Origin of the sequence: Archangium violaceum (assembly GCF_016859125.1) — a bacterium.
GTDB classification, from domain to species: domain Bacteria; phylum Myxococcota; class Myxococcia; order Myxococcales; family Myxococcaceae; genus Archangium; species Archangium violaceum_A.
Genome location: NZ_CP069338.1, coordinates 9,250,760 through 9,264,123, shown reverse-complemented (window position 1 = coordinate 9,264,123; position 13,364 = coordinate 9,250,760). Strand labels below are relative to the sequence as shown.

Genomic DNA, 13,364 nt, shown 5'->3' with positions numbered 1-13,364 from the left:
ACACGAGACGGAAGAAGTCCGAGGGGGGACGAGCAGCGTGCACCATCTCGGCCGCCCAGGCACTTCTCACTGATTTGGAGGAAGAGTGCCATGTGGCGTCTGCTAGCCAGGGTCGCCGTGCTCACCACCGTGGTGTCCTCCGGTGCGGCGAGCGCTTCGATAATAACTCTCATCGAGAAGAATCACAGCGCGAACTACGCAGGCCCGGAGCAGGTGCCGGATGTACCCGAGGTGGCACCCGCCGTCCCTGAGAAACCCACCGTCGTCGACCTGCTCAAGGCCTGGTACGCGGACGAAATCCGCAAGGACAACAAGGCGCTCGCCAGCGACCTGCGGAAGCTCGATACCAGCGCCTATGGCGCCTTCTTCGCGAAGTGCAAGGCCAAGGCGCTCGCCTGCGCCGACAAGCTGCCCGAAGAACTGAAACCCCAGGTGGAGGCGTATCTCCAGGCGTCGGAGACAGCGCAACAGGACTCCGCCCTCCGCAAGCTGCAAAAGGCCGCCGAGGGGCAGCCCAAGGAAGTCCTCGACTGCTTGAACGCGACCCTGGTGAAGCTGGACGCTCGGGGCGTACTCGTGGGCGGGCTGCTCTGGGGGAAGACGACCGATGGCGCCGAGCAACTCAAGCCGACCCGCCACAACCCGGGGCTGGTGTATATCCTCCGGCCCCAGGTGCTCACCGCCTGGCCCGGCCGGGCCGACTCCGCCTTGAGGGTGCTGGACCCGCGCCAGGGCCCCTGGAAGGTGCGGCTGGCTCACACCTACGAACAGAAGGTCGGGACCCATGGCCAGCCCTGGAAGAAGAGATTGCTCTTCAGGGTCCAGGAGTACACCGAGCTGACGAACAATGGGCACTTCCTGCTCGTCGACGACAAGGACGTTCCCCTGGGCTGGCTCGACATGGACCAGGCGGCCTTCTTCGAGGAGAAGTGGGCCGAGGACGCCGAAGAATCAAAATTCGCCTACACGAGTGGTGCGGCGGCCTTCGTGCACGGCGTCTGGTGGAATCCGGAAGGACGCACTGGCGACGACGTTTCCAGCGACCCGGACAAGCGTTACCAGGCCCCCGTCTACGTCTTCGACTTCCTCCGATTGCTCCAACTGGAAACGGATGCGACCGAGCTCCCCGTGCATGCACCCTACCCCGAGGTCTTGCATCTCGGCAAACTCAGAGCGCTCTACCGAGACGAGGATGCCCCTGAGTTCTTCGCATCCAGAATCAAACTGCTGGTGAGGCGCCGGTATGCGCCCAATGCGGCATGGAACTCCGGCGAGCAGGCTGGAACCATTGAAGCGTACAAAGGACTCCTCCATTACAGGATAGGTTCGGCGACCACCAAGACGACGCTCGACAAGATCTACCGGTTGCCCTGACCGGGGGGGGAGCACCATGGCTGGCAACGAGTATCCCTTCGTCAAATCAGGCGAACAGCAGCATCCGCCTGAAAACACGGGTCCCATGACCCGTATCTACCCTATCGACGACTACACGATACCGTCCGAAATCCTTGCTCACGCCACGAGATACCACTTCATCAAGGTCCCGCTGATCGGCCAGTACAATCCGCTCGCGGCCATCAACAATTGGTGTGGACGAACCTCCGCCACGATGCTGTGGAACTACCACCAACTCGTCGCTGGCAAGGTGAAGACTCGGGACGATTACATCAGCCACTGGCGCGGCCCCGACGGCAAGGGGCAGATGAACCTCCGCTTCCCCACGGGGGATATCGCCTTCGTCCAACCCAACGGAGAGTACGCCCTCCTGGGGCAGCTCGAAAAAGCCTTCACGGCGGCCCTGGTGGAGTCCACCATCCTGCCAGATAGGGCGGATCGTACCCAACGCCTCCAGGACGCGGAGAGGATCCGCGCCTCCCTGGATGAACAGCGCAAGCACTTCGGCAAGATCCTCCAATCCCTCGCGGACAACAACCCAACCCTCATCTATACGGGAATGTCCACCTCGTACGGTGGACACATCATCCTCATTTGCGGCTTTTGCGAGATGCCCGACAGCGACGGGAGCCTCAAGCTCTGGTTGCTCATCGCGGATCCTTCTCCGCCCAAGCTCAACAAGGGCCCCATGTGCACCCCGGTCAACAAGGGGGATGAGGAGGACTGCAAGTACCTGCCGAATCTACAGGAAGGACGCAACGCGCTCGTCTCGATCATCAAAGGAGACTGGCTGAAGAGTCGCGGCTTCCTCTACCTGGTGCGCGCGAGCAAGTTCTTCGAAAGAAATACCTTCGCGGGCGACAGGACGCTGTGGATGGACGACTTCTTGAACAAGAAGCCGGGTGGATACATCATCCACAAGCCCACGCCAACTCCGCTCAATCCCCGGCTGGTCCTCACCAAGAACGTCGTCAGCAGCATCTGCTTTCCTCTCCAGGAAAACCCATACGTCTTGTCGAGCCCCATCCGGTACTACTCCCAGGCGGAGACCGCGGGTTCGGGATTCTTCCCTCTCGGTTCGAATCAAGCCTTGCACGGAGGAGTCCACCTCCCACCCACTTCGGTATCCACTGACCACCCGGTCCGGAACATCGCTCCCGGCTACATCGTGGCAGCTCGGCTCTCGAAGAATCCCGCCACCACACCGGTCCTCGACTTCCTCTCGAGCCACAATGGTTTCGTTCTCGTACGGCATGAGGCCGTGGAGGTCCCTCAGCCCGGCAAGAACGTGAGCGAGGGGGGCACGCAAAAACCCACCCCGAAACCACTGCCTTTCTACAGCCTGTACATGCACATGCCTCCGACGGATTGGCCGAAAAGGCCACCGAAGAAGGAGACGAAAGAACAAGTCAAGAGGCCCGCGAAGGAACAATCCAAGGAGCAGCCCGAGCAGTCGGCCGACACGTCCTCCGAGCCTCCATGGCTCCGTCGATTCTACCTGGCCCGCCACGGCGCGGTGGTGAACCTCTCCGCCGAGCGCGGCCAGATCGGTCAGATCTTCTGGGCCGCGACCGACCTTCCCTCCGATGGGAACGCCAATGAGTGCGACGTTCACGCATCACTGAAGGATCTCGACCAGACCCAGAAGTTGATGCTCCGCAGCGACAATCGCTACCTGGGTTATGCCAAGAGCTCACCCGGAGACTTGAAACAAGGCTTCAATGCCCTCCAGGCCGGCGCCGTCGTGACCTTTTCGGGCCCCTTCCTCAACGTGAACCATGGCGATGTGCTGGGTTCCATCCGCCCGGACGCTACGCTCGAGACGAAGGGCGGCCTCCATTGGGAAATCCTCGCCCCCACGTCCAGGGAGAACGCGCTCGAGAAGGCGTGGAAGCTGGCCGACAAGGAGCTCTCACTGGAGTTCCCCGAGGTGGCCGAAGCGGGTGACGGCAAGGACAACCTCCTCGAGGAAGAGGAACTCAAGGAATTGCTGCTGGAAAAGCTGCCCACCGACAGGGACAAGGAGGAGCTCAAACACATCCTGGCGGCGATCAAGAGCAAGCATTACACCGGTTTCAAGAATGCAATGAGCCGGTTCATGGGCAGCACATCGAGCTTCGCGGAACTGCCGGCCGACCAGCAATACAAGGAGATTACGCTCGCCGCCGATCTGACCGCACAGCAGCGTGCGGCCATGAAGTTCTACGCCGTCACGATCAACATCGACAATGCATCCTACCGTGTTGTGCCAACCAAGGATAGACGGCCTCCCTACCCACTGACCATCAAATACCTCGTTCGTGGCGGCAAGGGTGAACAAGACAGGACCATCGCCAAGACGAACATCACCCTGGATGAGGCGACGCTCAAACAAGAGGAGATCGCACTTCATCTCAAGGTGCCAGCGGATACGGACGCGATCGACATCGTCAGCCCCCACTTCCATCTCGACGTCGCGGTCGGCAAACAGAACGAGGTCGACATCAGTCTGGCACAGGAGCTCCTCGCGGCGCGCTGGCGTGGAGTCGTGCTGAAACACACCACCGAGTGGAGCCTTGATGGGCTGAAGAAGCTCGTCCACAAGCTCTGCGAGGAGGACCTGCTGGAGACTCCACCCGGGGAATCCGACAAGGCCTTCGAGCAGCTCAAGCCCACCGCGTGGTACGGGCTCGAGCGAGGAAGGGTCGAGGACCCGCCAGAGGAGAATCCGAATCAGGCCTCCACCGAACCCAAACCCCACCCCGTGGTCGAAGTCCCTGTCCTGGGCCGCGACGGTCAGGAGGTGTCCCTCTTCGACGAGAGCTCGGGCATGCTGCCCAAGAGCGGGGAGGTCCTCAACGTCCACCCCGTCACCTTCCTGTGGCTCCTCAAGCTGCTACAGGAGAAGAATGCCTTCAACCTCGTCACGGAGTTCGATCCGGACCCGACCGGCGGCAGCGGCGATGTCCAGGATGGCGCCAGGCCCCAGTTCTGGGGTTGGTTCCCTCACGACACGAAGCCCACCGTGGTGGGCAAGCCCCTCTCCGTGGTCGCCATCCGGAAGGATTGGGGCCACGGGCCGGTGACGTTGGTGGCCGTGCGGAGCGGCGGAAGCTCCGACGGAGCACCTCGTGAGATCGAGCTCGTCCAGGGCAAGTACAAGGATGGAATCTTCGCCGCCACTGTCCTTCTGGGGGCAATGGAAGCTCGCGATCAAGGGCCACGAGGATGCGCTCCCCCTGACACAAGGAGGCGTCGAGGCGCCAGTCACCCTCAGCGTCCCCGAGCCCAGGCTCGTGGGGACCTTCGTGCCCTTGAAGGACCCCAAGAGCGGTCTCTACGGCACGGAACTCAACTTCCTCGAGAACTGCCCAGAGTCGCTCGCCGGCTACCTCGTCTACCAATTCACCAAGGTCGCCATCACCGCCAACAAGGAGTTCCTGGAAGCGGAGCACTGGCAACTGGATGACGAGACCGGCGGTTACATCGTCGGCCTCAAGAAGGGCGCCAAGAACGTCACCGCGCACTTCACCTTGAGCGACTATCTCAACGCGTCCGACTCCGCCCAGCGCGTGAGCACGGACCTGTGCAAGTCCGCCGAACTCTTCCGGAAGGCCAGCAGGGTCCGTCTTCGGGTGATCGACCTCTCGGATGACGGCCGCACCGTGACACTGGAGGCCCCCTCCGGCGCGAAGCTCGACACCCTCCTCGCGTGTGCCGCCAGCCAGCAGCCCAACCCCCAGGCCACCCGCATCACGGTCCGAGAGGAGGAGGTCGAGGGGCCCAGGAAGAAGACGAAGAGAGTCATCCGCGTCGACATCACGGCCATGAGGACGCCCCAGCCGCTTCAGTGGCAGGATGCACTCCATGGCAACCATGTGTATGCCACCCGGCTCACGAAGAATGACGGGCCCTTGGTGGAGCAGGATGGTTTCCTGATCGGACTCCAGCCCAAGAAGAAGGATGCGAAGGTCTCGGCCAGCTTCTGGTGGAGCGGCTACCGCAAGGTCGCGAGTTCCAAGAGCTTCAAGCTGAGCAAACACCTCGTGGATCAGGTGGAAGCGCTGCGCAGCAGGTTCGGCAAGCCCCTGAGCATCGAAATGGTGAGCGAGGACGGGCTCTCGGTGGGCGTGCGTTGCTACGATTGGGAGAAGAACAAGCAAGCACTCGAGGCGTTGGCAGAGGCACTCAGGTACCAGAAGCATGGAGCGGATGTGCCGTCCTTCATCCCGCAGAAGCTCGGCTTCGCGGAGCTCAGCGCACCCGCGAAGAAGAGCAAGCCCAAGCAGCCGGCGAAGGGAGCGAAGAAGTACCCGCAGGGCAAGAAGCGAGAGGTGCTGATGCTCACGGTGGAGCCACCCGAGCTCAATACCTCCGGATGGCTCCGACTCGACTTCGATCCCCGCGACATCTTCGCGGCGCTCCTGCGCCAGGCCGCTCCCACTCCAGATGAGCGGGTCTGGCTCAAGATGTCCCTCGTGGTTCCCAACGGCCGAGGAATCGAGTTCTACGAAGGCCCCAACCGCTCGCTGGTCCAGGTACCACGGGCTCCGGCCTCCACTGACGGCCTGCGGGCCGAAGTCGAAGGTGTCTTCAAGACGCTCGCGCATCCGGGCTTCGAGCCCATCCGCGTGACCGTCGTGGGCCAGAACCTCGCCATCCGGATCCCACTCCGGGGCAGCAAGGCGGATTGGATCAACGCGAAGCCGGTCATCCTCGTCGACAAGAAGCCCCATCCGGTGAAGCCAAGCTCCACCGGGCTGGAGCTCCTGATCCCGCTCGCGGAACAGATCCGGGACCGGGTGGAAGTCGAGGCGAACATCACCAACCCCGATGCCCTGTTCGACGGAGAGCGCATCGCCATTGCTCCGGTACGCTGGAGCGGCAGCACCATCCCCGTCGTTGGTCCCCTGAGACGAGAGGACGAGCAGCCAGGAAAGCTCACGTTCCGAGCCAGGGCACTCTGCTTCCCGACCAAATCCCCTCCCCTGAAACTGCGCTGCACGCTGGTGAGCAGTCCGTCCCCGGACGATCCGCCGGTGGATCCCAAGAAGAAGCGGAAGCAGAAAAAGAAGAAGTTCCCCGTCGAGTTCTTCGCGCGCAACGCACGCGTCACGTACGAAAAGCCCGACCTCAACGGAGAGTTCGAGGCGGAAATCGACATCCGAACCCTCGAGCCCGGCGGGGTCTACCGGTTCGAGCTCGTTCCTGGCACGCCCGATGGGAAGTTCTCGGGTGGAAGAGCAGGACCCCTCCATCTGGATTACACGGTTCCGACCCTGGAGCCCTGAGGCTGGAGCGCACGCATGGCGGATACGAACAAGGACGGCCAGCCACAGGCTCCCACCCTCCGGGTGGAGCTGGGCTTCGTGGGAGTCATCAACCTCGTTGCCTCGCCCATCACGACGCTCAAGCTCGACGCGCCCGCGCTTGCCCCCGCGAGCGCGAGCGCTCAGGGCGAGGAGCCCGATGAGGACGATGACTCGCTGGGAGTGGATTTCCTCGATCCAGGCACCCTCTACATCCGAAAGCTCGAAACCTCATTCAAGGTGACGGGCCAGTACACGGGCTTCACGGAAAAGAGAGTCCCCGCCACCCTCACCTGGCTCGTTCATGACGAGGGAACCAAGGAAACCCGCGAGTCCGTGATCACCGGCACGCTGTACCTCAATAACGGAGCCTTCGAGTTCAAGGAGGTCGTGGGCCGGAAGGAAGACTACCCGAAGCTCAGGGTGCTGCAGCACCGGGTGTTCGGTAAGGGATGGATCGACTACCGCCTCACGCCGCAGTACCCGCACGCTCCGACCGCCGTGCTCTCCGAGTGCCTCCAGGAGAATGCGGCGAAGCTCGTTCAGCAATCGCCGAGCGCCATGTGGGACTGGGATCCCGAGCGTGTCATCAAGTTCGACAACCCGCTGGACGTGGACTTCGAGCCCCGAAGCAACCTCGTCATGGGCAAGGGCCTCCAGTTCACGCTTGTCGCGGGGACGCTCGTCCGGAAGCTCCTCCAGAAAGGTCACGGGGTGCGGCTCGTCATCGAGGAGCAGGACGACCAGGAGAAGAAACCCAACAGGAGCAAGAGCGACCTGCGCGCCGAGTTGGTCTGGAACCAGGACAACCAGGACAAGACGCTGCCCTGGTTCATCGGTTGCAGCGTGGATAGCACCACGGACTCCCTCAAGTTCGAATACCCCGAAGCCAATGAGGAGGGCTCACACGAGTTCCATTACAGCGTTCTCGTCGACTACCCGAAGGTCCAGCCCAAGCCCGGCTCCAAGAAGCATCCTCAACAGCCGAAGCCCGTGCAGGTCCTCAAGCCCAGGGAGCTCCTGGTTCTTCCGCGGCCCTCGCTCGAGACCTTCTTGCTCTCACTCGAACCCGCGAACGAGGACACTCCTCCACGGCTCGTGACCCGGGGAGCGATACGGGGCCTCGACGGCTCCTCCAACGTCTCGGTCGACGTCAGCCTCTGGCGTAGGTCCGACAAGGGGCGCCGGGTGGCCTTCACCCGGGTAGGCCCACCCGTGACACTCCCGGTGAAGGACGGCCGGTTCGAGGGCGACCTGTACAGCTTCTCCCATGGCTACGGGCATGGCTATGGCCCCATCTCCCGGGAAGACGACCTGTTCTGGGAGTGGATCTCCAAGTACGAGCGGCCCGCGCAGGGGGCGACTCCGGAGCCCGCGCTGTTCGCGACGATGTGCTTCAACGCCAGGCACCTGGCCAACCCGAGCCTGCCGGCCTTCGCGTCTCTCAATTTCAACGCCGAGGTGTTCGATGCCTTCACGGAGAGTCAGGGCAACCTGAGCAGCCCCCTGAAGGGAGGCAGCATCTGCTCCACCGAGTCACGAAATGGTCCCGCCCTGGTGGAGCGCATCAGAGCCACACTCAAGCGCTCCTTCTGAAGTCGGGTTGGTGGGCAACCTGCCTGCCTCCCACGAAGGGCGTACATTCCGCCACCCCGGAGGGGCGCCGCGTACTGTATGCTGAGCGACACTTTCGCCGGTGACGGGGCGTCCACCTCTCGTGGGCACCCGCCGGCCCCCTCGCGGAAGGCGCATGACCCTGTTCCGGCATCCCGAAGATCGCATCCCCGTCCTGCTGTTCTCGTGCGTGTTCGCGCTCGACCTGACGGTCTACTTCACGGCGCACAGCTGGTGGTTCCCCATCCTGTGGCTCGGCCTGGGCATCATTCCCAAGGGGTGGATCAGCGCGTGGAACCACCACCACCAGCACGTCACGATGTTCCGCCACGCGCTGCCCAACCGCCTGCTGGAGATCATGTTCGGGTTCCAGACGGGGATCACCTCCCATGCGTGGTTCCTGCATCACGTGCTCGGCCACCACCGCAACTACCTGGACCAGGAGAAGGACGAGTCGCGCTGGATGCGCCCCGACGGCACCGCCATGGGCGAGCTGGAGTACTCGCTGTCGACCGCGCTCACGGCCTACCCGCGGGCCTTCAAGGTGGGGCTCAAGCACCCCAAGGCGCTGCGCGTCTTCCTGGGCATGGGCGCGCTGCAGGTAGCACTGCTCGGCCTGCTCTTCTGGCACAACTGGTACAACGCCCTCTTCGTCTTCCTGCTGCCCATGTGCGTGTCGCTCTACGTGACCGCGTGGGCCACCTACTTCCATCACTCGGGGCTCGTCACGAAGGAGCACGCCGAGGCCTCCTACAACATCCTGCACCGCGGCTATAACCTGATGACCGGCAACCTCGGCTACCACACCGCGCACCACACCAAGCACGGGCTGCACTGGTCCAAGCTGCCGGAGCTGCACGCGCAGATGGCACGGGACATCCCCCCCACGCTCTACCGCCAGCCGGGCATTCCCTTCGTGTGGTCCGGTTCGGAGGAGAAGGTGGTGCTGAGTACGGATCAGGTGGAGTCGCTCGCCCAGCCGGTCTCCGCGCGAGCGTCCGATAGCCACGCTCCGGCCGACTCCCAGTTGAAGGATGCCACCGCGTGAGTGAGCGGCGGCGCCCAAGCGCTCAGGGGAGCCCCGCGTAGTCGAGCGAGGCTCCGTCGGCGCCAGGCAGAAGCGTCAGGCCCCGCTGGAGCAGGTGCTCGGACAGCGCGGGGAACAACTCGAGCAGTGTGTCCGAACGCACCGTCGCGGGCAGGCTCCGCTCCTCGGTGAGGAGCGCGCTCACACTGCCCTGCCCGCTCATGGCGCCGTGACTGGCCGCGGAGGCCAGGTCGAGGCCGCCCACGATGGGCACGAGGAAGCCCACCGACATGTACGGGTCGCGCAGGGACACCACGGCCTCCGCCGGGAACTCCACGCTGATGGGCTCCAGCGCCGTGCGTGCACGGAAGAAGAAGTCGGGATAGGTCCGCTCGGCGCTCGCGGCGAAGAGCGTCTCGTCGGTGAAGACGCCGGACTCCGCCCCGGGCGTGAAGGCGACCGGGAGATCGAGCGCGGCCCAGTCCACGTCCGCCGGCAGCCAGTAGGTGTCCGTGGAGCGCTGGTAACCGAAGCGGGCCGCGAGCGCGCCTTCCCGCCAGGCGTCCACCCACTCGAGGTCCTCGGGATAGCCGCTCCCCGGTGAGGAACCACGCGCGATCACCAGGTCGGCCGCGGGAGCCGTGGACGCCAGACGCGCCACCTCCGCCACCCGAGCCGGCCGGGTATGGAGGGCCACGTAGGTGACACGGGTGTGGAGCACGGCCACCGCCGCGGGGCCAGCCACCTTGTCCGCCCGCTCGAGCGTGTCCACGGGAGTGATACCCACGGCGCGCATCTGGTCCCGGAAGTCCACCACGTACTGCGGCGGCTTGCGCACGCTGTCCATTCCATGGTCACCGAAGAGGGTGAAGACGAACGAGCGCTCGGGGTGCCTGCGCTTGAAGTCCTGGATGCGCTCGCTCAGGGTCACGAGCACGTCCACGAAGTCCTCCTCGCTGCGAATATGCCCGATGACGTCGCCCTCCAGCATATAGGCGCTGAAGGTGTGCTGCTTCTCGCTCCTCCCGGCGAGCGCCACGAAGAGGTGATCGAGCGCGCGATACCAGCCGAAGACGGGCCGCTCGTAGCTCCAGACGGAGCTGATGTAGTCGGTCGCGTGGTGATCGAAGGCCTCGTAGTAGACGGGGGCCCGCACTGTCTCCGGCAGCAGGTGCGCGAGCGAGTCCAGCGGTGGAATGGCATGCACGAGCACGCCCTCCACCGACGTGTTGTAGAGCTTGTCGTGCCTGGGATCGTAGTGGCCGTACTCGTAACCCGCGAATCGCCCGGTGTGCAGGATGCGCGTCCAGCTGGCGTCACTGGTGGCCGGGAACATGGGGATGAAGCGAGCCACGTCCCACCCCGCGAAGGCCCCCCTCGCACGCGCCTTGGTCACCGCGCGGTGCGACAGCCCGTCGAGCCCGAGGTACACGTGCACCGTGGGATTGACGGACGGCTTGCCCTTGATGGGGATGCTGTTCATCAGCGCGGCGTGCTCCCAGTCGCAGGCGGGACCAGCGAGCGTCAACAGCGCGAGCGCGAGCGCGAGGCGTCTCACAGGTAGGCCCCCAGGCTGAGCAGCGGGCTGCTCTGCCTTCCGTCCGGGGTGAAGCGGTAGAAGTAGCCGAGCTGCGCCTCGAACCACCGCACCCGGACGCGGTAGGACGCACCGAGCAGGGTGAAGTCGTGGTTCCAGAAGCCCATCTCGCCCACGTGCGTGGAGAACGCATGGTGCTTGCCGACGAGCAGCTGGGCCACCACGCTGGCCCCCAACGTCGCACGACCCTCGTACACCTCGTTGCCGAACGTCCCCATCACCGTCGCGGTGCCGTGCAGTTGGAACCAGGAAACGGGCGAGAAGCTGGCCGTGGCCCCTACTGGCACCACGGTGAGCGCGACGTCCCGGGTGTCCACCCGGGAGACATAGTTGCTCGAGGTGAAGGCCTCGCTCGCGCCCGGCAGGAAGACGAGCGCCTCGGCGTGCGCGGCAATGGACAGCCGCTCGTTGCGCAGCAGACTCACCTTGGCGTGGACGTTGGGGGTCCGGAAGACGAAGGACATGGGACGCCCCCCCAGTTGGACCCTGTCGAGGAGCCCGATCTCCACCGCCTGGGTGCCGACATACAGGCGCTCATGGCCGAGCACGTGCCCGGTGTTCTCCCAGAGCGGATAGAGCCCGATCGGGGCCATCTTCGGACTCATGCCGGCACCCGCGCCTTCATCCGTGGGCTGGCGCGAGGCCTCTTCCCTCTGTGCCTCCGCCGGATGGGCCTGGGCGCCCGTCAGGGCCAACAGGCTGAAGAGGAGACAGAACGGAACGGGGCGGACCCCCCTCCCCACTCGCCACTGAGACGCGTTGTTCGACATGATGAGCCCTCCGCCGGCCTTCCACCTCTCGAGCCGCGCTCCGCGCGAAGAAGCTCTCGCCCCCTGGAACGAACCAGCGGCCTGCGGTTTAGGAAACCGCCGCCCCGGATTCAACTGCGGTGTAGACGGCGTCGTCAAAGATGGCGGTGCCTCATGGTTGACATCGTCCTGGCTCATCCGGACAACCCGGCGCGGCTCCGGCACGGAGCTGCGCCTGAGCAGGCGTGTGCCCAAAGGGGACTGCACAGCCTCTGCACCGGCCGGGCGCGCAGTTCGGCGGCTCCCGTCAGCGGCCCTCCTCGGCCCCTTTGCACCCTCATGCGCCGCCGCGACCACCATGAAACAGCCGCTCTCTTGCATCCTCGAGAAGCACGGCGACCACATCCTGCGGCAACTTCTGCCCGAGGGCTTCCTCCAGGGCATGCAGAACGTCAGGCGAAGCCGGGGGTCTCAGATCGCCGAGCAGTGATGGGTAGTGCATCTCCAACCAGCGTCGGTACCGATTCCACTCCCCTTCGATGCGGGAGCCCTGCATCTCAATCCTCGTACTGGTACTCAGCCCGCCTTATTCACGAGAGGTGCAGGAGGATGACCGGAAAAGGAGGGTGACGCGCCTGACCTCCCGAGTGGTAGAGGGGTGTTGTTCAGACATCCACCACCACAAGGCAGGAGGCGCGTCATGGGTGAAATCCTCAACGACTTCGGGCTGGAGTTCAACGGCTCCGTGAAGCTGGAGGCGAGGGCGGAGCGGTTGACGTCGGAGGCAGGGGCGGTGCTGCTGAGGGAGGTGGACGAGCGGTTGGGGCTGACGCGCTGGCTGGGGGAGATGTTGACGGACACGCGAGACGAGAAGCGGATAACCCACTCGCTGAGGGAGTTGGTGCGCACGGACCTTCTGCTGTTGGGGCAAGGGTGGAGAGACCACGACGACGCGGACGCGCTCAGGAGGGACGCGGTGTTGAGGTTGGCGGTGTCGGACAGCAAGAGCAGCGTGCCGCTGAGGGGGGAAGAGGGGGGAGCGGAGGGGTTGGCCTCACAGCCCACCTTGTCGCGGCTGACGGCCATGTTGGCGCGAGAGGAAAACCGGAAGGTGCTGCACGAGGCGCTGGTGTGGCAGACGGGGCGAAGGCTGAGGGCGCAACAGCCCAAGGGCCAGAAGCTCAAGCAGGTGACGGTGGACGTGGACGGGTTGCCGGTGGAGGTGCCTGGGCACCAGGAGGGCAGCGCGTACAACGGGCACTACGGAGTACGCATGTACCACCCGATTGTCGCCAGTCTCGCCGAGACGGGAGACCTGCTGGACGTGAGGTTGCGCGAGGGAAACGTGCACAGCGCCAATGGAGCGCTGGAATTCATCGACGAGTTGCTGGGGCGAGTGGAGAAGGAGGTATGCGAAGTGGCAGCGGTGCGCTTCGACGCGGGCTTTCCCGAGGAGAAGCTGCTGGCGAAGCTGGAGGAGCGAGGCACGCCCTACGTGGCGCGCGTGCGCAACACCAGCGTGTTGCAGCGGGAGGCGGCGCTGCCGCGCTTCATGAATTCGGGAGTGCCGCTGGGGGAGCCGGGCACCCACCTGTACGAATGGGAGTACCAGGCGCAGGGCTGGAGCCGTGCGCGGCGCGTGGTGTTGGTAGTGCTGGAGAGGAAGGACGAGCTCTTCCCGCACGCCTTCTGAG

The 13,364-nt window shown here is 64.5% G+C and carries 8 protein-coding genes; 6 read left to right on the top strand and 2 right to left on the bottom strand.

The window, feature by feature from the left end; all coding sequences use genetic code 11:
* The first annotated feature begins 90 nt into the window (after nt 1-90).
* The 4 genes from JQX13_RS39195 (at nt 91) to JQX13_RS39180 (ending at nt 9,345) form a co-directional block, all read left to right on the top strand.
* Entirely contained in the window at nt 91-1,374 is a 1,284-nt protein-coding gene (locus JQX13_RS39195; protein ID WP_203404524.1) for a hypothetical protein, read from the top strand.
* 85 nt (nt 1,375-1,459) lie between these two features.
* Nucleotides 1,460-4,843, top strand: coding sequence for a hypothetical protein (locus JQX13_RS39190; RefSeq protein ID WP_203404523.1), 3,384 nt, complete (start codon nt 1,460-1,462; stop codon nt 4,841-4,843).
* A gap of 1,837 nt (nt 4,844-6,680) precedes the next feature.
* Nucleotides 6,681-8,279 carry a hypothetical protein gene (locus tag JQX13_RS39185; RefSeq protein ID WP_203404522.1) on the top strand — a complete coding sequence of 533 codons (1,599 nt, stop codon included), beginning with the start codon at nt 6,681-6,683 and terminating at the stop codon, nt 8,277-8,279.
* A gap of 154 nt (nt 8,280-8,433) precedes the next feature.
* Nucleotides 8,434-9,345, top strand: a complete 912-nt coding sequence (locus tag JQX13_RS39180) for a fatty acid desaturase family protein (RefSeq protein WP_203404521.1) — start codon at nt 8,434-8,436, stop codon at nt 9,343-9,345.
* 22 nt (nt 9,346-9,367) lie between these two features.
* Here JQX13_RS39180 and JQX13_RS39175 read toward each other — a convergent pair whose 3' ends face one another.
* Nucleotides 9,368-10,882, bottom strand: coding sequence for an alkaline phosphatase family protein (locus JQX13_RS39175; protein WP_239014120.1), 1,515 nt, complete (start codon nt 10,880-10,882; stop codon nt 9,368-9,370).
* The gene (locus JQX13_RS39170; protein WP_203404520.1) at nt 10,879-11,691 is read right to left on the bottom strand and encodes a hypothetical protein; all 813 of its coding nucleotides are present in this window, start codon (nt 11,689-11,691) and stop codon (nt 10,879-10,881) included. The genes JQX13_RS39175 and JQX13_RS39170 overlap by 4 nt, the downstream gene beginning before the upstream one ends.
* Before the next feature lie 337 nt (nt 11,692-12,028).
* On the opposite strand from JQX13_RS39170, the gene JQX13_RS55685 reads away from it, so the two are divergent.
* Both JQX13_RS55685 and JQX13_RS39165 read left to right on the top strand, forming a co-directional pair.
* Nucleotides 12,029-12,160, top strand: coding sequence for a hypothetical protein (locus tag JQX13_RS55685; RefSeq protein WP_275424906.1), 132 nt, complete (start codon nt 12,029-12,031; stop codon nt 12,158-12,160).
* A gap of 210 nt (nt 12,161-12,370) precedes the next feature.
* Nucleotides 12,371-13,363, top strand: a complete 993-nt coding sequence (locus JQX13_RS39165; protein WP_203404519.1) for an IS1380 family transposase — start codon at nt 12,371-12,373, stop codon at nt 13,361-13,363.
* The last annotated feature ends 1 nt before the right edge of the window (nt 13,364 follow it).